Here is a 22,764-nt window from a genome sequence, read left to right as displayed (position 1 = left end):
CTTGGGGCGAACCGGCCGCGGGTCATGAGTAGCGGCCTACTCGGCTTCACCGCCGCGATCCGGGCGGACTACCTACGGGGCGTCGGCGGGGCTACTCCCCACCTCCGGCCGGCCCACCACCGAAGCCAGTTCGCGGCGCCCGGAGATACCCAATTTCGCGTAGACGCCGTGCAGCACGTTGTCGACCGTGCGCACCGACACCACGAGCCGGTCCGCGACCGCGCGGCTCGTCAAGCCCGTCGCCACCAAGCGCGCGATCTCCAGTTCGCGGACCGTCAGGTCCAACGGCGTCTCCAGCAACGCCAGCGCCGGGGTCGCAGCGTCCTCACAGGACTCCAGCCACGTCCGGGCTCGCTGCGCCGCCGTCGCCGCGCTGCCGAGCTTCCCTTCGGCCCGGTAGGCGCGTCCCGCGGAAGCCGCGGCTTCCGCGGCCAGCAACCGGGCTCCGACATCGGCGAAGCCGGTCGCGACTTCGTCCAAGGCCGCCGGGTCCGAGGCGCGCGCGTGGGCCGCGTACAACGACGGCAGCCGCCCCTCCAGATCCACCGACGGAGCTTCGCCGCCGAAGCGGACGACGTCGTGGGCCATCTCCGCCGCGATCGCCAGCCGGCCCTCCGCGGCAGCCGAGGCGGCCGCGGAAGCCGCGAGTTCGACCGCCCGCGTCAGCTCGCCCCGGGCGGCTGCGACCCACGCCTGGGCCCACGTGCCGAGCGGGCCCGGGATCAAGGGCGCGTCCGCGGCGTGGCCGGTCATCGCCGTCGCGCGGGCCAGTGCCGCGACGACGGCGGGGCGGAACGCGTGCGGCTGGTCGTGTGCTTCCACGGCGAGAGCCTCGCGCAGCCGGCGGATCGCGCCACGGAGGTTGCCGTAGGTGAGCGCGACCGTGCCCAGGGACGCCGACGCGCCCGCGAGCGCCGGGCCCCAGCGGTCGCGGATCGCGTCGCGGTAGCCGTCCCCCGCCAGGTCCTCGGCCTCTTCGACGCGCCCAGCCCCGCAGAGCGCGACGATGCGTGCGTGTTCCAGCCGGGCCTGCGCCCCGGGCACGTCGGCGTCCGAGATCCGCGACGCGATCGCCAGCCCCTCCTCGACGACGCCGAGGCACGCCTCCACCCGCCCGCTCTCCGCCAGGGCCCCGGCCGCGACGACCAGCGCCGCGAGCCGCAGCGGGTCGCCGCGGCGGTTGCGGTCCAGCACCGGGCCGAGCAGGTCGAGCGCCGACCGGGTCGCGCCCGTGGCCGCACGCAACGCCGCCCGGGCGGTCGCCAGCTCGTCCCCACCGGACGAAACGGCCGTCTCCGCGGTGTCGAGCACGGCTTCGGCCTGCTCGAAACGCCCCAGGCCGAAGGCCAGGTTCCGGGCCCGGGTGGCGGCGACGCGGGCGTGCTGGACGTCCGAGACCGTCTCGCCCGCCAGCTCCGCGAGCAGGTTGTCGGCGTCGGCGTGCCGCCCGCCGGCGATCCGGACCTGGGCGAGCAGGAACTTCGCGGCGAAGCCGCCACCCAGCCGGACGGCCTCCGCCGCCAGCTGCTCGGCTTGCGGGAAGTCCTTGCGCAGCAACGTCTCCGCCGCCGCGCGGACCAGCTGCGGGTCGGTCGGCAGCCCGGCCGCGAGCCGCCACCGGACCAGCCTCGGCTTGTCCTCGGCGCGGCGCGCGCCGGTCATGTCCAGGGTCTGCGCGAGGATCCGGTAGGTGTCGCGCTGGCGCAGCGGCGACGTCCGCCGCCGGATCACCTCGGCGTAGAGCGGGTGCGCGAGCCGGACGTCGAGGCGCCGCCCGGTGCGTTCGGACACGACCAGCCCGGCCTGCTCCATCGACGCGAGCACCCGCCCGGCACCCAGCCGGAGCAGCGGTTCGCTGCCGAGGGACTCACCGAAGGCCAGCAGTTCCAGCAGCCGCCGCTCGTCGGCGTCGACCCGGTCGGTGCGGAACTCGATCAGCTCGACCAGCCGCGGGGTGGCCCGCAGCGCGCCGCTCCAGCGCCACACGCCGTCCTCGGCCGAGAGCGAACCGCTGTCGAGACCGCCCTGCACGAGCTCGCGCAGGAACAGCGGGTTGCCGAGGGTGAGGTGCCAGAGCCGGTGTTCGGCACCGTCGTCGAGCCGCCCGCCCAGCGCCGCGGTGATCAGTTCCCGGGTCTCGTCGCGGGTGAGTTCGCCGATGTCGAGCCGTTCGGCGACGCGGTCCTTCCACATCGCGAACACCGGATCGGGCACGCTGACCCCGTGCGGCGCGAGCACGATCACGAACGCGGCCGCCGTTGCCGCCAATTGGTGGACCAGGGTCGCGGACAAATCGTCGAGCAGGTGCGCGTCGTCGACGCAGAGCACCAGCCGACGGCCCTCCGCGCCACTGGTGAGGTGCGCGGCGACCTGGTTGAGCCGGTGCGCCCGGTCGGCGGTGCCGTTCGCGCTGCCGGGCAGCAGGTGGGCGAACGCCCCGAACGGGATCGTCGAGGCCGACGACATCGCGCGCACCCAGTGCGTGCGGGCGCCCCCGGCTTCGAGCTCGGCCAGCAAAGCCTTGGCCAGGCGGGTCTTCCCGGCCCCGGCCCGCCCGGTCAGCAGCAGCCCGCACACCTCGGCGTCGGCCAGCGCCCGGCGGGCGAAGGCCAGCTCCCGTTCTCGGCCGACCAGCGGCCAGTCGTACCCCACGCCTGCTGCCTCCCCAACCCCTCGCGCGGCGTTCCGGCGCCGCACACACCTCTTCTTCGGATAATGACGACGCCAGGACCGGTGAAGTACAGAATTCGCGCGGCGATTTGGCAAAAATCGCCGAACGGCCCGGCAAATGCGACAGAACGGACAGTCGTTCCGCTATTCCGTGAGCATTTCCCGAGCACTATCCCGGAGCCGTGATCAATGGTTTCCCGGTGATTCTCTTTCGCGGCCCACCATGATCCCGACGACCCGTGGCAGGACGACGGCGTTCCACCCCGCCATCCCGGCCACCAGCCCGGGCTCACGCCCGCCCGTCCACACCCGCACCTGCCCCGCCCGCAGGTCGCTGCCGAGCACCCGCCCCCACGGCACCTTCGCGGCGAACCAGTGCCGTCCCCGCAGCCCCTCGGCGTCGGCGTCGATCCCCGGGTGCCCGCCGCCCCCGAAGCGGGCCGTGTCGCCGGCGGTGATCGCGTCGGCCATGGCCGACGCGATCCGCGGGCAGGCCGCCGACTCCACCAGCTCGACCAGCCGCCGCCAGGTCTCGCGCGCGTCCTCCAGTTCACCCAGTTCACCGGACGACGCGTCGAAGCCGAACCGGCACCGCACCGGGCCGCGGGCCAGGCCGAGTGAGTAGCTCGCCCGGTGCCGCCGGGCCGCCGCGTGGTAGGCGACCCGGTCCACCTCGCCCAGCCGGAAGACCCGGTCACCGATCGCGATCGCGTCGCCCGCCGCGGCGAGCGTGCGTCCGCCGCTGCGGACCCGCAGTTCGCCGGAGCCGGTGAACGAGAACTTCCCGGCCGCCATCGGGGCTACTTACCGGTCTTCGCCAGGCACAGCACGACCCCGGTCTCGCCCTCCTTGCCCTCCCAGAACACCTGGTCGGCGTCGGGGTAGGCGGTGCACGCGCTGACCTGCGCCTCGGTCTGCGTCTTGTCCTCGACGCGTGCGACGACCTTCAGCGTCGCGCTGCTGTCACCGCAGTCGACGATCTTCACGTAGTTCTCGCCGCTTTCGGTGACGCAGTTGCCGACCTGCGCGTTCTCGCCGTTGGACCGGGTGGCCACCCAGACCAGGGCGAGGATCGCGGCGACCACGATCAGGAACACGGTCAGCACGATCTTTTGCCGCCGCTTCGGGTTCTTCGGCTTCTTCGACCGGGCCGGTGCCGCCGGCGGGACGGGCATCCCGGCCTGCGGCGGCACCGGCCCGGTCGGCTCCGGGTACTGGGGTCCACCTGCCTGTGTCATGACGTTTTCCTCCCTCGAGAACCTGCTGTCACCTCCTGGGCGTTCCATTCCGTTCCACGACGTTCCACCCGGAGTTCGAGACAGCGCCCCCGCCGGCCCACCAGGATGGGACGGCGCCCCGTTCCCGACGTGAGGACCCGAGGATGACTCGTCTGCCCGCCCTGGCCGTCTCCGTGCTGACGGCTTCCGCGCTCCTGACCGCCGGGACGGCGGCGGCCGCGAGCCCGCCGTTCACCGGCTCGGTCTTCCGGGCCACGCACAACAGCTACTCGGGCAACGTCGACGGCGCCAAGAACTCGGTGGCCTACCAGCTCGACCACGGCGTCCGGTTCATCGAGCTCGACATCCACGACAACGGCTACGCCACGTCGCACGACTACGGCGTCGGACACGACTCGCCCGGCAACCTCGTGGACCACAGCGGCGGCAACCCGGCGTCGAACAACCTGCGCGACTGGCTGGCCACGGTCAACACCTGGTCGGCGGCGCACCCGGCCGCCGCGCCGATCGTCGTCATGCTCGACCTGAAGGACGACCTGACCGACAACCCGAACTTCGCCGCGGGCAACCTGACCGCGCTGAACCAGGAGCTGGAGTCCGTGTTCGGCGGCCGGATGCTGCAGGCGAAGGACTACCCGGCGGGCCAGCCGACCGTGGACGCGCTGCGCGGCCGCGTGCTGCCGCTGCTCTCCGGCGACGCCGGGACGCGCGCCGAGTACAAGCGCGACGTCGGTTACCACCCGTCCGTCGCGATCAACGGCCGCGGCCAGGTCGTCGAGGTGCACGACTCGGGCGGCGGCGCGCTCTGGTACTGGACCGGGACGTACGGCGCCGACGGCCGGATCACGTGGCTGCGCCACGGGAAGTACGACAACGGGCAGACCCCGGCCGTCGCGCTGAACGACAACGGCGACCTCGTCGAGGTCCACCAGTCGCAGAGCGCCACCACGCTCTGGTACCGCGTCGGCAAGCTCGGCGCGGACGGCGAAATCACCTGGCAGGCCAGCCACCAGTACGACAACGGCGTGCTGCCGAGCGTCACGTTCACCGGCGGGACGCAGCTGCGGGAGATCCACCGCAGCCAGGGCAGCAGCCAGAACTGGACCTGGAACGGCGCGCTGTCGGGCACGACGGTCGCCTGGACCGGCAACGCCAAGACGTCCGACGCGCGGTTCCCGACCGCGACCGCCACCAGCGGCGGCCGGACGGTGACGGTCCGGACCGCCGCGGACGGCCCGACCCCGGCGCAGACGCTGCGGGCGGACACGCCCGGTGTGACCGGCGACCGGATCCGCTACCGCCAGGTCGCCTTCGACGAGTTCCAGAAGGGCGACAGCGCGGAGCTGCAGGACGGCGCGCTGTTCTACGGCGCGCCCGCGACGGAGTCGGCGTTCATCACCTCGGCGCGGCAGGCGGGCAAGCTGGTCCGCGGCTGGGACTTCGACTCGGCGAGCGACGCGACGACGCCCCTGGCGAACTACCCGGCGAGCAACCACCCGTACGACGCCTGGTACGACACCCTGCTCACCCAGAACGGCGCGGTCCAGTAGCGCCTCGTGAGTGAGAAACCGGGTTAGCACACGGTTTCTCACTCACGACCGGGCCGCGGCAGACCGCTCAGCCGGGGCGGTAGCAGCAGCGGTTGCCGGTCTGGACGCCGTCGCGCAGGACGTCGCCGATCACAGCGTCCGCGGCGGCGATGCGGGTCAGCGCGCGGCGGATCGCCTTGCCGACCGCGATCCGCGCCTTCTCCTCCGCACCGGCGAACTCGCGGACGCGCCCGGCCAGCCCGGCCGCGGCGGACAGTTCGCCGACCAGCCAGTCGCGCTCGGACCGCACCCGCTCGGCGCGGCCGTCGTCGTGGTTGGCCTCGTGCTCGTCGAGCTCGGCCTCCAGCGTGGCCAGCCACTTGCGGTAGTGGCTGGTCGCCGCCGGGTCGAGCACCGGCTGCCCGGACGTCGCGGCGGGCGTCACGCCGGGACCGGCGGCCAGTTCGGCCGCCGACAGCTCGTACCCCGGGTTGTCCAGGAGCGTGGCGAGGTAGCCCATGCCGACGCTGTGCTCGACCAGCACCGCACGGCCGCCCAGGGTGAACAGCCAGTGCCGGCCCTGCCGCCGGCAGGTGACCCGCGCTGCCTGCCGGGCCGGCGCGGCGGGCAGTGACATCCCCAGGTCCGCCGCTTCCCGGGTCGCCGTCGCCAGCTCGTGAGCGGCGTCCGGAGCGCCGAGCAGCGCCAGCGCCTGCGCGAGCCGGGCCCGGGAAAGCGCGACGGCCGGCCAGTGCGCCAGCGCCAGGTTGTCCCGCACGGCCGCCCGGAAGTGCGTGACGGCCCGCTCGGGCTCGCCCGCGGTCAGCATCGCCACGCCCAGCGCGTGCTGCACCGAACCGAAGCAGGCGACCGCGAGGCTGGCCGTCATCGGCAGCCGCGCGAACGGCGTCAGCAGCGCGTACGCGGCCAGCGCGGACTCGACGTCCGAGACCAGGCAGGCGGACTCGACGATGCCGTACATCGACACCAGCCAGCTGCTCGACCGCGGCAGCAGCGCCAGGTCGGGCCCGCGCAGCCGGGCCAGCGCGCCGGCGGCCTCGCGTTCGTCCCCGGCCGCAGCGGCCGCGACGGCCAGCCCGGCGACGAGCGCGTTGTCGACGGCGCTGAGCGTCGGCGAATGGACCGTCTCGCGCAGCACCGGCAGCAGCTCGGCGACCCGGCCCTGGTACCAGCGGATCGCGCCGAGCTGCGCGGTGTACCAGCCGGTCGCGTCGGCGTCGCCGGCCTGCTCACCGCGCCGGGCGCAGGCCGCCGCCCGCGCTTCGGCCTCGTCGAACCGCCCGGCGCGGATGCTGAGCATGACGTCGATGGCGTCGAGCACGAACCCGACGGCGAGGTGATCCTGCTCGGCGAGCAGCCCGCGCAGGTCGGCGAGGCCGCGCTGGGCGTGCGGGTCGCCGTCGAGGAAGAGATCGACCGTCCGCCAGAGCAGGCCCATCAGCAGGTCGCTGCGCCGCGACGTCCGGAAGCCCTCGGTGATCAGCTCCTGCGCCAGCGCCCGGCGCTGGCCGCCGTGGTCGGGCCCGAGCAGGCAGTGGTGGGCCAGGCTGGCGGCCTCCGCCCAGGCGACCGGGTCGCCCGCGCGCTTCGCCTCCTCCAGCACGGCGAGGATCTGGTTGCTCTCCCCCGCCACGTAGTCCGCTTCGCCCGCCAGCCGCGCCTTGAGCCGCAGCGCCAGCGAAGAGCCCGGGTCGACGGCGGTCTGCGCGCTGCGCAACCGGGCCTGCAGCAACGCCGCCGCGGGCGCGCTGCGGTGCTCGTGCACCCACAACCCGGCCAGGCCCAGCGCGGCGCGGGCCATCCCGGCGCCGTCGCACTCCTGTTCCGCCGCGCGGTAGGCCCGGTCGAACCACGCGCGGCCCGCGCGCAGGTCACCGTCGGCTTCGAGCGCGCGTTCGCCCGCGCGCAGCAACTCGCCGACGCCGGTCGCGACCGGCTGCGTTTCCGTCCCCAGCACTGTCGGCCCCTCTCCCCCGCGAAGAATGGTCCCCCCGGATCCGGGACTGGTCAACAAGCGAAAACCGGCGGGCAAACCGCCTTTCCCGCCGGGAATTTTCCGCCCGCACCGTCCACTCTCGACGGTGACGCCCCGGGTGCTGACGGTGCCCGTCAGCGCTTCGCCAGCGACCGGTAAGCCCTGGTCGCGAAGCTCTGCGGCATGACCGACAACGCGATGAAGAACCTCAAGGTCCTGATCTCCGGCGCGAGCATCGCCGGTCCGGCCCTCGCCCACTGGCTGCACCGTTACGGCTGCAGCGTCACCGTCGTCGAGCGCGCCGCGTCCGTGCGGCCCGGCGGCCAGGCCGTCGACTTCAAGGGCCCCACCCACCGGACCGTGCTGGAGCGGATGGGGATCCTCGAGGAGGTCCGGAAGCGAGCGACCGGCGGCCAGGACCAGACGGTGATCGACGCCGACGGGCGGCCCCGGGCGGTGATCCCGGGCGAGTTCACCGGCGGCGAGATCGAGATCCGCCGCGGTGACCTGGCCGAGCTGCTGTACGAGCACACCGCCGCCGGCTGCGAGTACGTCTTCGGCGACACCATCACGTCGCTGACCGAGACCCCTGACGGCGTGGCCGTCACCTTCGCGAACGCCGCCTCGCGCACCTTCGACCTCGTGGTCGGCGCCGACGGCATCCACTCGAACGTCCGGCGGCTGGCCTTCGGCCCGGAACACGACTACGTCAGGTTCCTCGGCCACTACTACGCCCTGGCCGAGCTGGGCGAGCAGGTCGACGGCGGCGAGGCCGTGATGTACAACGAGCCCGGCCGGATGGCGGCCGTCGGCGGGCCGAAGGCGTCCGCGTTCTTCGTGTTCGCCTCACCGGAGCTCGACTACGACCGCACGGACGTCGAGCGGCAGCGGGAACTGCTGATCGACGCCTACCGCGGGGCCGGCTGGCGGGTGCCCGACCTGCTGACGAAGGTGCCGAGAGCCCGCGAGTTCTACCTGGACTCCCTCGCCCGCGTCACGATCGACCACTACGCCCGCGGCCGGGTCGTGCTGCTCGGCGACGCCGCCTACGGCAACACGCTCGGTGGCTTCGGCACCGGCCTGGCGATCGTCGGCGCCTACGTGCTCGCCGGCGAGCTGCTCGCCGCGAACGGCGACCACCGGACCGCCTTCGCCCGCTACGAGGAGCAGTTCCGGGGCTACGCCAAGATCTCGCAGCGCGGCAGCGCGGGCCCGTTCCTCGCGCCGCCGTCCCGGCTCCGGATCAAGATGCGGGACTGGACGTTCAAGTCCCGCTTCCTGCTCCGCATGCTGCTCAAGGCGACCGACGACTTCGCCACGGACATCACGCTGAAGGACTACGCCTCGGGCTCGTAGGCCAGGTTCGGCCGCAGCCACTGCTCGACCTCGCCGATCTCGACACCCTTGCGGCGCGCGTAGTCCTCGACCTGGTCGCGGTTGAGGCGCCCGACGGTGAAGTACTTCGACTCCGGGTGGGCGAAGATCAGCCCGGACACGCTCGCGGCGGGTGTCATGGCGTACGACTCGGTCAGCGCCATCCCCAGCTCGTCGGCCGCCAGCAGCTCGAACAGCTCGCGCTTCTGGCTGTGGTCCGGGCTGGCCGGGTAACCGAGCGCCGGGCGGATGCCGCGGAAGCGCTCGGCGTGCAGGTCCTCCAGCTTCGGGTCGGCGTCCGGCTCGAACCAGCCGCGGCGCGCCTTCAGGTGGATGTACTCGGCGAAGGCCTCGGCGAGCCGGTCGGCCAGCGCCTTGACCATGATCGCGCGGTAGTCGTCCTGCTCGGCCTCGTACCTGGCCGCGAGCTTCTCGGCACCGTGGATGGCGACCGCGAACCCGCCGAGGTGGTCGCCGGCGGGCGCGATGTAGTCGGCCAGGCAGCGGTTCGCGCGGTCCTGCGGCTTCGACGTCTGCTGCCGCAGCATCGGGAACCGGATGTGCGAGAACTCGCCGTCGAGCAGGATGTCGTCGCCCTCGGTGTGGGCCGGCCAGTACGCGTACGCGCCCTTCGCGGTGAAGCCGCCTTCGGCGATGATCTGGTCGAGCAGCGTGTTCGCGTCGTCGAACAGCTCGCGGGCGACCGGCTGGTCCAGGATCGCCGGGTACTTGCCCTTGAGCTCCCAGGCCAGGAACAGGAACTGCCAGTCGACCATCTCACGCAGCTCGGTGATGCTCGGCTCCACGACGCGGACGCCGGTGAACTCCGGGGTCGGCAGCTCGTCGAACGAGACCTTCTCCGGGTTCGCGCGGGCCTGCTCGAGGCTGAGCATCGGGCGGCGCTGCTTGTTGGCGTGCTGCTCGCGCAGCACCTCCTGGTCGGCCCGGTTCTTCTCGGCCAGCACGATCGAGCGGTCCGGGTCGAGCAGGTCGGACACGACGCCGACCACGCGCGAGGCGTCGAGCACGTGCACCGTCGCGTTGTCGTAGGCCGGCGCGATCTTGACCGCCGTGTGCTGCCGGGACGTCGTGGCGCCGCCGATCAGCAGCGGCAGCTTCAGGCCCCGGCGCTGCATCTCGGTGGCGACGTTGACCATCTCGTCGAGCGACGGCGTGATCAGCCCGGACAGCCCGACCGCGTCGGCGCCCTCGGTGACCGCGGTGTCGAGGATCTTCGCCGCCGGCACCATCACGCCCAGGTCGATGACCTCGTAGTTGTTGCAGCCGAGCACCACGCCGACGATGTTCTTGCCGATGTCGTGGACGTCGCCCTTGACCGTGGCGAGCACGACCTTGCCCTGGCCGTTGGACAGCTCGGCGCGGCCCGCCAGCCGGGCCTCCTCCTTCTCGGCCTCCATGAACGGCTCGAGGTAGGCCACCGAGCGCTTCATGACGCGCGCGCTCTTCACCACCTGCGGCAGGAACATCTTGCCGGCGCCGAACAAGTCGCCGACGATCTTCATGCCGTCCATCAGCGGGCCTTCGATCACCTCGAGGGGCCGGGCCTTGACCTGCCGCGCCTCTTCGGTGTCCTCTTCGATGTAGTCGACGATGCCGTGCACGAGAGCGTGCGAAAGCCGCTCCTCGACCGTGCCTTCGCGCCACGACAGGTCGACGACGCGCTTGGTGCCGCTGCCCTTGACGTTCTCGGCGAAGGTCACCAGCCGGTCGGTGGCGTCCTCGCGGCGGTCGAACAGCACGTCCTCGACCAGCTCCAGCAGGTCCTTCGGGATGTCCTGGTAGACCGCGAGCTGGCCGGCGTTGACGATGCCCATGTCGAGGCCGACCTGCACGGCGTGGAACAGGAACGCCGAGTGCATCGCCTCGCGGACGACGTCGTTGCCGCGGAAGGAGAACGACAGGTTCGAGATGCCGCCGCTGATGTGGACGCCGGGGCAGCGCTCCTTGATCCGCGGCAGCGCCTCGATGAACGCCTTGGCGTAGCCGTTGTGCTCGGCGATGCCGGTGGCGACGGCCAGCACGTTCGGGTCGAAGATGATGTCCTCGCCCGCGAACCCGGCCTGCTGCGTGAGCAGGTCGTAGGCGCGGCCGCAGATGTCCACCTTGCGGTCGGCGGTGTCGGCCTGGCCCTGCTCGTCGAAGGCCATCACGACGACGCCGGCGCCGTAGTTGCGGATGGTGCGGGCCTGGGCGAGGAACGGCTCCTCGCCCTCCTTCAGGCTGATCGAGTTGACGACGCCCTTGCCCTGGAGGCAGCGCAGGCCGGCTTCGAGCACGGTCCACTTCGAGCTGTCGACCATCACCGGGATCCGGGCGACCTCGGGCTCGGTGGCGATGAGGTTGAGGAACGTCGTCATCGCCTCCTCGCTGTCGAGGAGGTCGGCGTCCATGTTGACGTCGAGCAGGTTCGCCCCGCCACGGACCTGCTCCAGCGCGACGTCGACGGCGGCCTGGTGGTCGCCGGACTCGATGAGCCGGCGGAACCGCTTGGAGCCGGTGACGTTGGTGCGCTCGCCGATCATCACGAACCCGGTGTCGGCGCCGATGCCGAACGGCTCGAGACCGCTGAACCGGGTGTGCGTGCGCGGCAAAGGGACCTCGCGCGGGGTGACGCCCTTCGCGGCGGCGGCGATCTGCTCGATGTGCGCCGGGCTGGTGCCGCAGCAGCCGCCGACCAGGTTGACCAGGCCGTCGCGGGCGAAGCCGCCGATCAGCCCGGCGGTCTCCTCCGGTGTCTGGTCGTACCCGCCGAACGCGTTCGGGAGCCCGGCGTTCGGGTGACAGGCGACGTAGGTGCCCGCGATCCGCGACAGCTCCTCGACGTGCGGGCGCATCTCCTCGGCGCCCAGCGAGCAGTTGACCCCCACGACCAGCGGCTTCGCGTGCTCGATCGAGCTCCAGAACGCCTCGACGGTCTGGCCCGAGAGCGTCCGCCCGCTCAGGTCGACGATGGTGACCGAGATCCACAGCGGCAGCTCCGGCGCGACGTCGCGCGCGGCGGCGATCGCGGCCTTGCAGTTGAGCGTGTCGAAGATCGTCTCGATCATCAGCAGGTCGACGCCGCCCTCGACGAGCCCGGCGATCTGCTCGGCGTACGCGGCCTTGACCTGCTCGAACGTGACGGCGCGGTACGCCGGGTCGTCGACCTTCGGCGACAGGCTGAGCGTGACGTTCAGCGGGCCGATCGACCCGGCGACGAACCTGCCGCCGAACTCGTCGGCGGCCTGGCGGGCCAGCTGCGCGCCGCGGACGTTCATCTCGTGGACCAGGCCCTGCAGGCCGTAGTCGGCCTGGCCGATGCTGGTGGCGGTGAAGGTGTTCGTCGTGGTGATGTCGGCGCCGGCCGCGAGGTACTGGCGGTGCACGTCGAGGATGACGTCGGGGCGGGTGAGGTTGAGCAGGTCGGGGTCGCCGGTGACGTCGTGGGTGTGGTCACCGAAGCGGTCGCCGACGTAGTCGGCCGGGGTGAGCCCGGCACCCTGCAGCATGGTGCCCCAGGCACCGTCGAGGACCGCGACCCGCTGGCTGAGCAGCTCGCGCAGACGCGCGGTGGCCTCGGATTCTTGCGGGGTGATCGGGTTCACCGGCAGCCTCCCTCAGTCGGGAGGCGCCCTTGGGTGGTCACAACCGGCCGAGCGTGGCGGGCCCCGTGGCCCGTTGCAGCGCCTCTCGGCCTGCGAACCAGGGTACTGGAACCCCGGCCCGGCACACCATCCCGCCCCGAAGGTCCGTCCACTGGCTGGGACGCCACGCGTGAACGTCCACAATGGATCATCTGGATCGTCGGCTCCACCTTGCCACCACCCCGTTCCGACCGGCATTCCCGGGCTCACCCACTGTGACCCGGCGAACGGCGGCCCGCTGCTCCCAGCCTGCTTACCGCGGCGGCGTCCATCGGCCCTCGACCGACACTCGACCCGCGTGGTCACGCACTGTGCACACAGGTATACCGAAAGCGAGCCCGGCCGCCGGCACCGGCCCCGCGGCGGTCGCTTGAAAACTGAAACACGTTCTAATACAGTCCGTCGCGTGGACTACGGAATCGTGCTGTTCACCAGCGACCGAGGCATCACCCCGGCGGCCGCGGCGCAGGCCGCGGAGGCCGCGGGGTTCGCCACCTTCTACGTGCCCGAGCACACGCACATCCCGGTGAAACGCGAGTCGCCGCACCCGCGCACCGGGGACGCGTCCCTGCCCGACGACCGGTACAGCCGCACGCTCGACCCGTGGGTGGCGCTGGCGACGGCCGCCGCGGTCACCGAGCGGATCCGCCTCTCGACGGCGGTGGCCCTGCCGGTCGAGAGCGACCCGATCACGCTCGCCAAGACGATCGCCAGCCTCGACCACCTGTCGGGCGGGCGCGTCACGCTCGGCACCGGCTTCGGCTGGAACGTCGACGAGCTGACCGACCACGGCGTGCCCGGCCACCGCCGCCGCACGGCCCTGCGCGAGTACCTCGAGGCGATGAGTGCACTGTGGACGGAGGAAGAAGCCGCCTACGACGGGGAGTTCGTCTCGTTCGGCCCGAGCTGGGCGTGGCCGAAACCGGTCCAGGCGCACATCCCGGTCCTGCTCGGCGCGGGCCCGACGGAGAAGACGTTCCGCTGGATCGCCCGCCACGCGGACGGCTGGATCACCACCCCCGCGGACACCGACCTGGACGGCCATGTCGCACTGCTGAAGGAGATCTGGCGCGACGAGGGCCGTTCCGGGGCACCGGCCATCTGCGCGCTGGGCGAGCGCCCGGACCCGGCGAGGCTGGCACACCTGGACGCGCTCGGCGTCACCGAGGTGATCTTCGGGCTGCCGGACCGTGCCGCCGACGAGGTCTCGGCCTGGATCGGCCGGCTGGCGGGAAAACTCGGCCTGGCCACGGCTCCCGTCGCCTGACCTCCAGCTCGGCGAACGGAAAACGGCGGGGGTGCGGACTTCCCGCACCCCCGCCGTTCGAACCGCCGGGATCAGCTCTTGACCGCGACCCCCTGCCGGGCCCGCAGATCCAGCTCGATCTGCTCCAGCGAACGGCCCTTCGTCTCCGGGACCAGCCACTTGGTGAGCCCGAACAGCACCACGTTGATGCCGGCGAACAGGAACATCGAACCGCCGATGCCGAGCGACCCCACCGCGGAGATGAGCGGGAACACCGCGCTCACGATGCCGGTCGCGGCCCAGAGGATGACGCTGCTGACGCCCATGCCCGCCGCCCGGTACTTGAGCGGGAACACCTCGGCCATCATCACCCAGACGACCGCGCCCCAGCCGAGCTCGTAGCCGACCAGGTACAGCACCATCATCACCAGCATCAGGATGCCGCGGGTGCCGGTGTCGTGGACGTTCAGCACCACGAGCCCGGCGGCCACCAGCGTGATCACCATGATCACGTTGCCGATGAGCAGCAGCGGCTTGCGGCCCCAGCGGTCCACCACGAACACGACCCACGCGGTGAACAGGAACTTCGTGACGCCCAGCAGCACGCCGGACAGCAGCGCGGCCTGCGTGGCGAACCCGAGGCCGATCAGCATCGTCGGGAAGTACGCGTTGATCGCGTTGACCCCGCTGAACTGCTGGCCGACCGCGAGCAGGGCCGCGACGATCATCATCGGGCGCACGAAGCCGGAGAACAGGTCGCGGAACCGCGGCTTGTCCTCGGTGTCCATCTGGATGACGCCGCGGATGGTCGCGATCTCCTCGTCGAGGTTCACGGTGTTGCCGTGCGCGCTCGCCAGGACCCGCCGGGCCTCGTCCTCCTGACCGTTCTTGACCAGCCAGCGCGGCGTCTCGGGCAGGAACGCGAGCCCGACGAGCAGGATCGCCGCGGGCACGATCGCGCCGGCGAACATCCAGCGCCAGGCCGAAAGCGGGCCGAGGAAGTAGCTGGTCAGGAACGCGATCAGGATGCCGAGCACGATGAAGATCTGGTTCAGTGCCCCCATCGCACCGCGCAGCCGCGCGGGTGCCAGCTCGGAGAGGTAGGTCGGGACGGTCGAGGACGACAGCCCGATGCCGAGGCCGATGATCAGGCGCGAAATCACCAGCAGCGCGAACGTCGGCGAGAAGGTCGCCGCGAGCGTGCCCACGATGACGATCGCCGCGGCGACCATGATGGTGCGCCGCCTGCCGAGGGCTTCGTTGATGCGGCTGGAGAACAGCGCGCCCACGATGGCACCGACCGACAGGCTGGCGGTGATCACACCCTTGTCCCAGGCGGTCAGCGACCACGCTTTCCCGATGAACGGGAGCACCCCGGAGATCACCCCGAGGTCGTATCCGAACAGGATTCCGCCGAGCGCACCGAAGAAGTACAGGGTTGTCCGGCTTATTTGCCGTGGCGGGGCCGTCTGCGTCATTGCCGGGTCGCCTCTTTCATAGGTCCAGTCCAGCCAGCGGCACCACACTCACACGCCGAAAAAGGCCGGGCAAGACAGTCCTTGATAACGATTCAGAAACGTGATCGCCGTTCACATATGTGATAGCAATGGGCGCACAACGCTACTCCGTACGCCATTCCGGCATTCACATGCTCGAATCGGTACACAGTGGACACGATTCGGATTCGCCGCCGGTTCAGGCGTCCATTACGGACGCCGGACCGGGCCGGGCTTGAAAGCGCTCCCAGAGGGGAGGAGAAACGCAGCAGGAGAGGGGTTCAACCCACCCCCAGGTGGTTGAACCCCTCTCCGCGCCCCCAGACCGGACAGCCGGGGCCGAGCATCCGCAGCCTTGCTCGGGTCCTGTCCGATGTCTGTCTGTCTGGTACCACTCTCCCCGGTACCGGGACCTGACACCATTCCTGCCCGGATGCGAGTTTTTCGCCCGTTCACACCCCACCTGAGCTGCGGAAATCGTAGATCGCGGTGCAGAACTACCCAGCCGGGCCGGCAAAAATTACCCGGTCACGGGGCTTCCAGCACGACCTTGCCGACGTGGGTGCCGGACTCGAGGTGCTTCACCGCCGCCGCGACGTCGTCGAAGCCGAACCGGCGGTCGATCACCGGCCGCAGCCCGGTCCGCTCGATGGCGCGGTTCATCGTCTGGAACGTCTCCCGGGAGGCGTTGGTGAGCCCGCGCAGGGTCAGCTGCTTGACCAGCACGAGCACCGGGTCCGCGGCGCCTTCGTGCGTGAGGACGCCGGCGACGCTGACGTGCCCGCCGACGCGGGCGGCGAGCATCGACTGGCCGATCGTGCCGCCCCCGCCGACGTCGACGACGTGGTCGACGCCGCCGCCGGTCAGCTCCGCCACGGCGGGGCCCCACTCCGGGGTGGTCGCGTGGTTGAGGGTCTCGGCCGCGCCGAGCGCGCGCAGCCGCTCCAGCTTCTCGTCGGAGCCGGACGTCGCGATGACACGGGCCCCGGCGAGCGCGGCGAACTGCAGGGCGAACGTGGACAGGCCACCGCTGCCGAGGGTCAGCACGGTCTGGCCGGGGAAGACCCCGCCCTCCTCGACGATCGCGCGCCACGCCGTCACCCCGGCGCTGGGCAGTGTCGCGGCCTCGGCGTAGTCCAGGTGCGCCGGCACGGCCACCAGCGCGTCCTCCGGGAAGACGGCGTACTCGGCCAGCGTCCCGTCAAGCGAGCCGAAGAGGTCGTCCGCGGTCTTCTCCGGCGTCCCGGGACCGGCGAGCCAGTTCGGGAAGTACGTCGCGGCCACCCGGTCGCCCACCGACCACGAGCGCACGCCGTCGCCGAGGCCGACCACCTCGCCCGCGCCGTCGGACAGCGCGACGACGTCCGGCTTGACCGGTTTCGGGTAGAAACCCTTGAGGATCATCAGGTCGCGGGCGTTGACCGCCCACCCGCGCAACCGCACGAGGACCTGACCGGGGCCGGGTTCGGGGACGTCACGCTCGCCCAGAACGAGCCCGGCTCCGGGACGCGGCAGGGAAAAGTACTTCACAGCGGCTCCAAGGGTGCGGGGAAGTCGTCAACGGGGCCAGTGTGTCGAAGTCGCGAGCTCTTCGTCGACGGTCTCGAGAAGTTCCGGTGTCAGTTCGGCGAGTGACGCCGGGAGGTGCCGGACGCCGTAGCCGGCCATGAACTCCCGCTGACGTGCGTGGGCCGGGCTGGAGGGGAACCCGATGAACCCCGCGCCGTGCTCGCGCGCGTCGGCGGCCACCCGGCTCACGTCGTCGACGAACACGATCTCGTCGAACCCGACGTCGAACACCGTGCGGGCGATGTGGTCGACGCCCGGCCGGTGCTCGTTGATGCTCACGTACGGCACTTCCGCGTCGAGCAGGGCGGTGAAGTCGCCGAGGTACCGGTCGAACGTGTGCTCCCGGGTCCGCCCGCCGTAGCAGACGAGCCGGACGGGCAGCCCGCCCAGCGCCGTCAGGCAGTCCTGGACACCTTCGGCGACCCGGATCGGGTGCTCCCGCAGGTACTCCTGCCGCGCGGCCCACAGCTGCTTCAGCGTCTCCTCGGCCGGCTGGTCCAGGTCGCAGAGCCGGGTGACCTTCTCGGCGACGACGATGTCGCGCAGCCCGATCACGTCCCGCTCGGCTTCGGCGTCGTACACCCCGCCGTGCCCGGTGACGAACCGGGCGATCATGTCCAGGTACGTGTCGTCGATGAGCACGCCGTCGCAGTCGAGCGCGACCACGCGCAGCTTCTCGAGCGCGGTCACCGCTGCGCGAACACTTCCCGCGCGGCGGCGATGGCGTTGAGCGCGGCCGGGAAGCCGCAGTAGAACGCCAGGTGCAGGATCGTCTCGACGATCTCCTTCTCCGTGCCGCCGACGTTGAGCATGCCGTGCAGGTGCACCTTCAGCTGCGGCGTCGCGGTCCCGAGCGCGACGCACGCGGCGATCGTGACGATCTCGCGGTGGCGCAGGCTCAGGTGCGGCCGGCTGTAGAGCTCGCCGAAGGAGAACTCGATGATGTAGGCGGCCAGGTCGGGCGCGATGTCCTTCAGCGCCTCGGCGACCTTCTCCCCCGCGTCGCCGTCGATCGCCTTCATCGCGGCCAGGCCGCGCTCGTGGCGGTCCTCGATGCCGGCCCACGGCAACGCGGGCTCGTTCCGGTCTTCGGGCTCCGGCTCGTCGTCCGGCAGGCCGGCGAACGCCGCTTTCAGCTCCCCCAGCGCGTTGAGCGTCGCGGGGAACCCGGCGAACGAGCTGATGTGGATGACCGCCTCGATCAGCTGGCGCCGGGTGCAGCCGACGTTCAGCGCGGCCTTCGCGTGGAACTGCAGCTGGGATCCCGCGTAGCCCAGCGCGGTCAGCGCGGCGACCGTCGCCAGCTGCCGGTCCGGGAGCGGCAGGCCGGGACGGTGGTAGACGTCGCCGTAGATGAACCCGACACATCGCTCGCCGAACTCGGCCTCGCCGATGCTCGCGAACAGGTCCAGCACGGCCGGGCGGTCCACCCCGCCGAGCCGCTGGATGAGGGCCAATCCCTGGGCGAAGGACGCGTCGGACATCGTCGTGGGGTTTCCTTCCGCAGTGGTTTCGCCGGGTGTTCCCCGCGTCAGCCGAGATAGGCGCGGGTCGCCTGGTCGGCCTTGCGGCGTTCCAGGGTGTCGATGCGGTCCAGCCGGATCATCGCGTAGTCGATGCCGGCGGTGGCCACGGTGCGCCCGTGCTGGCGCACCGCGGCGGTGGCCCGGAACTTCAGGTGGTGGGCCCGCACGAGGTCGGACTCCTCGATGCGCGACTCGACCGTGGCCGGCAGCGGGAACAGGAAGTCCTCGAAGGACAGGTCGATCCGCTGCCACACCCCCGCGTAGCCGGACGTGGCCAGGGACGGGCGGAGGGCGGTCTCGAACTGGGCGATGCAGATCTGCCGCATCGCCTCGATGATCACGATGCCCTGCACGTGCTCGCCGGTGTGGTGGTCGAGGACCAGCTCGTTGTCCCGGTGGATGCGCAGATCGGCCTGGCAGAGCGTCGCTTCCGGACTGTGCACGCCCGCCAGCAGCACGTTCTCCGGGCGGTGCTTGTGGACGACCTCCGGGGCCACCGGCACCGGACCGAACGCCGCCGGGTCCACCAGGCACACCACACCGCCGGTCTTGTCGGCCGCGGCTTCCAGCAGGTCGCGGTCGGTCCCGTCGACACCCTGTCCGGGGTGGACGACCCAGTGGCAGCCGTCGACGTCCGGGCCGCCGGAGCCCATGAAGGCCAGCAGCCCCGACACCGTGAAGACCTGGTCACCGCGGGCGAACCGGGCGAACCGGTCGGCCACCACCACGACGTGCCGGCGCGTGCGGCCGTCGAGCGCCCAGTCAGGGGCGGTACCGGCCGGTCCGGGGGGACCGTCTTGAGGTGCGCGGCGTGCAGAACCAGCCGGCTCTGCCATCGGCACCTCCATCCGGATCGGGTCGAGCGTCACGGCCGCGCCGACGCCTGCGCGTCCAGGAGCGCCTCCGCGAGGTTGCGGGCCGCTACGACGTTCCGCCAGCGCGGACCGGACAGTTCGTCGGCGAGGACCTTGAGCATGGCACGCACCATGTCCGGCTGTCTGCCCACATCGGCGATCAGCAGGGGTTCGACTTGGGCGGCGGCGCCCTCGAGATCGTCGAGCCGCAGGTGCGCGCGGCCCGTGTCGATCCGGATCATCGGGTCCATGGCGCCCCAGCGGTTCTCCAGCGACAGCTTCTCGTGGGCCTCGCGCGCCGTCTTGAACTCGCGCAACGCCGCCGAAGCCTGCCCGACCGACAGCAGCGACGTGCCGGCCATGTAGTGCCGGCGGTCCTTCGTGATGTTGAAGAACCGGTCTTCGCCACCGGCGCCGAGCTCCGGGTCCTCGATGCTGGTCCAGCGCGCGATCGCGTCCAGCACCTGCGGCTCGGCCTGCACCGACGACCACCCGCGCGCCTCGGCGAGGATCAGCGGCGCGTCCGTGAGCCGCTTGCCCACCTGGTAGTTGAGCCCGTCGGAAGCCAGTTTCGCGGACTCCACGCCGCTGCCGGCCCAGAACGCCACGCGGGCCTGCGACGTGCGCACCCAGCGCCGGGCGAGGAAGTCGTCGGCGTACTGGGTGTAGAGCCAAGCGGCGGAGTTCAGCTCCCGCGACAGCCGGAACCGGCCGAGGTCACCGGCGATCCACGCCATCATCGACGCGCACTTCGCCCCGACGAGCAGCAGGTCCTGGGTCTGCTTCGGACGCTGGCGGCCCCGCAGCAGCGCGGCCGTCCGTTCCCCGACGACGGCGAGCTGCGAGAGCGCCGAGTCCGGTGCGGTCCGCGTGTAGGCGCCGCCCACGAAGTCGAGGTCCGACCACAGGTCGTCGAGCTGGACGTCGTCCACGTTGGTCTTGGTGAGCAGGATGGCGTCGTCGAGCGAACCCGCCCCGACGTCGGCCTCCGGGCCGGGCTCGACGCGGGCGAGGGCGCGGGCCGGGTACGGCAGCTCCTCCGCGACGCCCGGCGGAGCCGCGGCCGGCTCGACGTCGGCGTGGTACTCGGCGAGGTCCTTGGCCGGGAGCTGCTCGAGGTCACGCAGCCCGAGCAGGGACTTCCAGCTCGTGCCGTACACCTGCGCCAGCACGCGCAGGGCCGTGACGGTGGGCCGGACCCCGCGTTCGGGCCACTGCTCGTACTCCCAGATGCGGGTACCCCGCATACCCGCACGGGGGTCACCCGTAAGGGTGTTGAACTGGTGCGCCGCCACGTCCAGCGACAACTCGGACGCCAGCCGCCAGGCGGTGCGCGGCGGGACCCCGCATTCGACGATCAGGTTCTCCGCCACGCGCGCCGGGATGGCCTCCGCGGGAAAACCCAAGGCTGCCAACCGGTCGCGCAGCTGTGCACGGTACGGCTTACTCCCTGGTTTGACCTGTCGACTCATCGTTCATCCAACGATTTCCGGAGTACTGGTGCACGGACCGACAGTACCGCAGCGTGACGGTCGCGGCCTCCGATGTGACAAAGCCGCGGCACGCGGGAAAGCGCCGAACGACGGAAAACCAGAGGTGCCGGCCGACCTGGGGGTCGTCGGCCCGCACCCGGTCTCAATTTTGAAGTGCAACCCCCCGCGCGCACCGCGAACGCCTTCGCCCGCGCACCCGGCGGCCGCGCGTGCGTCAGCCCGCGGCGAGGAAGTGCTGCCGGATCCCCGCGCCGAACGCCGTCGGCGTGCCGTCGTAGGCCGAGATCAGCGCGGGCCCGGTGGAGCAGTTCCAGGTGTTCCACGTCCAGCCGAGGTAGGACGCCTGGTGGCGGTCGAGCCAGTCCATCAGGCCGGTGACGTAGCCGCTCGCGCAGTCGTTCTCGCCGATCTCGCCGGCCACCAGCGGCACGGCCGCCGCGACCGGGGCGAGCTGGCTGTCCCAGCAGGACGACGAACTGCAGGTGTTGAAGTTGTACGAGTGCCAGGAGGCCACCAGGTTGCCCGCCGGGTCGCTCGGCTTGTACTGCAGCCACTGGGTGAGGTCGTTGGAGTAGGCCAGGCCGCCCAGCATGAGCACGTTGGTCGCGCCGGTCGCGCGGACGGCGTTCACCAGCGTCTGCATGCCCGCCACCGGGTAGCCGATACCGGAGCACGCCGAACCGCCGTCGCGCCAGCACGTCCAGGCCGCGGCCGAGCCGGCGACGGCGCGGTCGAGGTAGGGCTCGTTGAACAGGTCCAGGATCGTCGCGTTGTCCCCCTTGAACGTGTTCGCGACCGACGTCCACAGGTCCACCGCGTGCGCGGCGTCGGTCATCGGCTTCTGGCACGTCGAATTGACGTCGGCGCACGCGGAGGAGTTTCCGGTGTAGCTGCCCTGGGTCCAGTGCAGGTCGAGGATCGCGACCAAGCCGTTCTGGTGCAACAGGTCCACATAGGACTTGAGCGCGGCTCGGTAGGTCGCGCCGGCGTAGGCCGGTTCGACGTTGGGCAGGCCGAGCCAGCAGTCCTCGTTGAACGGCACGCGCACGACGTTGGCGTGCCAGCTCTTGATCGCGGCCACCGAGGCGGCGTCCATCGGGCCGTCGAAGATGCCGTTGCCCTGCACGCAGGCGAACTCGCCGCCGGAGCGGTTCACCCCGCGCAGGGTGACGGGCGTGCCCGCGGTGTCGGCCAGGCGGTTGCCGGCGACGTGCAGGGCGGGTGCGCCGGCCGGCGGCGGGGTCGTGGTGACGGTCGTCGGTGGCGGCGGGGTCGTGGTGGTCGGGGGCGGGGTGCCGCCGCAGGGCGCGCCGTTGACGCTGATCGAGGCGGGTGCGGTGTTGGTGCCGCTGTAGCCGAAGTTGGCCCCGGCGGTGACCGAGGCGTTCGGGGCGACGGTGCCGTTCCAGCCCGCCGGGGTGACGGTGACCGTCTGGCCCGTCTGGGCCCAGGTGGCGTTCCAGCCCTGCTGGAGCTGCTGGTTTCCGGCGTAGTTCCAGCTGATCTGCCAGCCGGTCAGCGGCGTCGTCCCGAGGTTCTTGAGGGTGAGGTTGGCGGTGAAGCCGCTCCCCCAGTCGTTCACGGTGTAGCCGACTTCGCAGGCCGTCGCCGCCGCGGCGGGCGTCGGCGTGCCGAGGGTGAAGGCCGTCGTCGCGCCGACGACGGCGAGCGCGCCGAGGGCGCCGAGCAGTGCTGGTCCGGAACGCATCGATCACTCCTTTGTGCACGACAGGACACCTGAGAGCGCTCCCAGCAATGGCCGACGCTACCGCGCGGCCCGGCGGCTGTAAACCTCGCGACGATCTCCCGCGAACAACCCGGAATCCACTCCAACGGCGGCACCCACCCACTCTCGGCCGTGGCGCAGCGCGACCGATACATTTCTTTTACGCCAACGGGTTCGGCCGTTCAGGAGCGTTCAGTGGCCGATCGCGGCGGGACGGCTCCGGAAAGCCGTCCACCGGATCGGGCCGCGTCCGGGTCGCGCTTTACAACGACGATACAGCGGGGTTACCTTCTCGTCGGCTGGAAGCGCTCCCATGCCAGGCCGAGGTCGTCAGACCGAGGCCACGAAACACCAGGGGCGGCGGGGGGTCAACCCCCCCCCCCCCCCACCTGGGCCCGCGGCT

General features: G+C 71.7%; 15 protein-coding genes and 1 riboswitch. Of the genes, 3 read left to right on the top strand and 12 right to left on the bottom strand.

The genetic code is table 11. The annotated features are described in order from the left end of the window. Positions 1 to 72: 72 nt before the first annotated feature. From ACGFMK_RS41845 to ACGFMK_RS41835, 3 genes are all read right to left on the bottom strand, one after another. Positions 73 to 2,652: an AAA family ATPase gene (locus ACGFMK_RS41845; RefSeq protein ID WP_392775210.1), complete on the bottom strand. Its 2,580-nt coding sequence runs from the start codon at positions 2,650 to 2,652 to the stop codon at positions 73 to 75. Between the two features lie 204 nt (positions 2,653 to 2,856). Further along, positions 2,857 to 3,465 (bottom strand): hypothetical protein, encoded by a 609-nt coding sequence (locus ACGFMK_RS41840; RefSeq protein WP_392775207.1) that lies wholly within the window; start codon positions 3,463 to 3,465, stop codon positions 2,857 to 2,859. A 5-nt stretch (positions 3,466 to 3,470) separates the two neighbouring features. Continuing rightward, positions 3,471 to 3,908 carry a hypothetical protein gene (locus tag ACGFMK_RS41835; protein WP_392775205.1) on the bottom strand — a complete coding sequence of 146 codons (438 nt, stop codon included), beginning with the start codon at positions 3,906 to 3,908 and terminating at the stop codon, positions 3,471 to 3,473. Between the two features lie 143 nt (positions 3,909 to 4,051). On the opposite strand from ACGFMK_RS41835, the gene ACGFMK_RS41830 reads away from it, so the two are divergent. After that, entirely contained in the window at positions 4,052 to 5,458 is a 1,407-nt protein-coding gene (locus ACGFMK_RS41830) for a hypothetical protein (protein WP_392775203.1), read from the top strand. Between the two features lie 67 nt (positions 5,459 to 5,525). On the opposite strand, the gene ACGFMK_RS41825 is transcribed toward ACGFMK_RS41830, so the two are convergent. Further along, positions 5,526 to 7,415: a hypothetical protein gene (locus ACGFMK_RS41825; RefSeq protein WP_392775201.1), complete on the bottom strand. Its 1,890-nt coding sequence runs from the start codon at positions 7,413 to 7,415 to the stop codon at positions 5,526 to 5,528. Positions 7,416 to 7,631: 216 nt separating this feature from the next. Between ACGFMK_RS41825 and ACGFMK_RS41820 the strand changes: the two genes are divergently transcribed. Beyond that, on the top strand, positions 7,632 to 8,789 hold the full coding sequence (locus tag ACGFMK_RS41820; RefSeq protein WP_392775238.1) for an FAD-dependent monooxygenase: 1,158 nt from the start codon (positions 7,632 to 7,634) through the stop codon (positions 8,787 to 8,789). Here ACGFMK_RS41820 and metH read toward each other — a convergent pair. Further along, entirely contained in the window at positions 8,771 to 12,412 is a 3,642-nt protein-coding gene (gene metH, locus ACGFMK_RS41815) for a methionine synthase (protein ID WP_392775198.1), read from the bottom strand. The genes ACGFMK_RS41820 and metH overlap by 19 nt on opposite strands. Before the next feature lie 14 nt (positions 12,413 to 12,426). Then, positions 12,427 to 12,505: riboswitch (S-adenosyl-L-homocysteine riboswitch) on the bottom strand. A gap of 352 nt (positions 12,506 to 12,857) precedes the next feature. Between metH and ACGFMK_RS41810 the strand changes: the two genes are divergently transcribed. Beyond that, on the top strand, positions 12,858 to 13,718 hold the full coding sequence (locus tag ACGFMK_RS41810) for a TIGR03619 family F420-dependent LLM class oxidoreductase (protein WP_392775195.1): 861 nt from the start codon (positions 12,858 to 12,860) through the stop codon (positions 13,716 to 13,718). Positions 13,719 to 13,789: 71 nt separating this feature from the next. On the opposite strand, the gene ACGFMK_RS41805 is transcribed toward ACGFMK_RS41810, so the two are convergent. From ACGFMK_RS41805 to ACGFMK_RS41775, 7 genes are all read right to left on the bottom strand, one after another. Beyond that, complete coding sequence (locus tag ACGFMK_RS41805) at positions 13,790 to 15,175, bottom strand: sugar porter family MFS transporter (protein WP_392775192.1); 1,386 nt, start codon at positions 15,173 to 15,175, stop codon at positions 13,790 to 13,792. Positions 15,176 to 15,721: 546 nt separating this feature from the next. Next, entirely contained in the window at positions 15,722 to 16,723 is a 1,002-nt protein-coding gene (locus ACGFMK_RS41800) for an NAD(P)-dependent alcohol dehydrogenase (protein ID WP_392775189.1), read from the bottom strand. A gap of 27 nt (positions 16,724 to 16,750) precedes the next feature. Further along, positions 16,751 to 17,452, bottom strand: a complete 702-nt coding sequence (locus ACGFMK_RS41795) for an HAD family hydrolase (protein WP_392775187.1) — start codon at positions 17,450 to 17,452, stop codon at positions 16,751 to 16,753. Continuing rightward, positions 17,449 to 18,246, bottom strand: a complete 798-nt coding sequence (locus ACGFMK_RS41790) for a carboxymuconolactone decarboxylase family protein (RefSeq protein WP_392775184.1) — start codon at positions 18,244 to 18,246, stop codon at positions 17,449 to 17,451. Before ACGFMK_RS41790 ends, ACGFMK_RS41795 begins: the two co-directional genes overlap by 4 nt. Before the next feature lie 47 nt (positions 18,247 to 18,293). Continuing rightward, positions 18,294 to 19,124: an AfsA-related hotdog domain-containing protein gene (locus tag ACGFMK_RS41785; RefSeq protein WP_392775182.1), complete on the bottom strand. Its 831-nt coding sequence runs from the start codon at positions 19,122 to 19,124 to the stop codon at positions 18,294 to 18,296. Between the two features lie 29 nt (positions 19,125 to 19,153). Further along, complete coding sequence (locus tag ACGFMK_RS41780) at positions 19,154 to 20,515, bottom strand: hypothetical protein (protein WP_392775181.1); 1,362 nt, start codon at positions 20,513 to 20,515, stop codon at positions 19,154 to 19,156. Positions 20,516 to 20,849: 334 nt separating this feature from the next. Next, on the bottom strand, positions 20,850 to 22,343 hold the full coding sequence (locus ACGFMK_RS41775) for a cellulase family glycosylhydrolase (protein WP_392775178.1): 1,494 nt from the start codon (positions 22,341 to 22,343) through the stop codon (positions 20,850 to 20,852). Positions 22,344 to 22,764 lie beyond the last annotated feature (421 nt).

Origin of the sequence: Amycolatopsis sp. NPDC049252, from assembly GCF_043197175.1 — a bacterium.
Lineage (GTDB): Bacteria > Actinomycetota > Actinomycetes > Mycobacteriales > Pseudonocardiaceae > Amycolatopsis.
This window is presented reverse-complemented; position numbering and strand designations above follow the sequence as displayed.

What these genes read in the sequence shown, in the direction of transcription:
- ACGFMK_RS41840 (WP_392775207.1), bottom strand. Translation starts at nt 3,465, where the DNA reads ATGGCGGCCGGGAAGTTCTCGTTCACCGGCTCCGGCGAACTGCGGGTC.
- ACGFMK_RS41835 (WP_392775205.1), bottom strand. Translation starts at nt 3,908, where the DNA reads ATGACACAGGCAGGTGGACCCCAGTACCCGGAGCCGACCGGGCCGGTG.
- ACGFMK_RS41830 (WP_392775203.1), top strand. Translation starts at nt 4,052, where the DNA reads ATGACTCGTCTGCCCGCCCTGGCCGTCTCCGTGCTGACGGCTTCCGCG.
- ACGFMK_RS41820 (WP_392775238.1), top strand. Translation starts at nt 7,632, where the DNA reads ATGAAGAACCTCAAGGTCCTGATCTCCGGCGCGAGCATCGCCGGTCCG.
- ACGFMK_RS41805 (WP_392775192.1), bottom strand. Translation starts at nt 15,175, where the DNA reads ATGACGCAGACGGCCCCGCCACGGCAAATAAGCCGGACAACCCTGTAC.
- ACGFMK_RS41790 (WP_392775184.1), bottom strand. Translation starts at nt 18,246, where the DNA reads ATGTCCGACGCGTCCTTCGCCCAGGGATTGGCCCTCATCCAGCGGCTC.
- ACGFMK_RS41785 (WP_392775182.1), bottom strand. Translation starts at nt 19,124, where the DNA reads ATGGCAGAGCCGGCTGGTTCTGCACGCCGCGCACCTCAAGACGGTCCC.
- ACGFMK_RS41775 (WP_392775178.1), bottom strand. Translation starts at nt 22,343, where the DNA reads ATGCGTTCCGGACCAGCACTGCTCGGCGCCCTCGGCGCGCTCGCCGTC.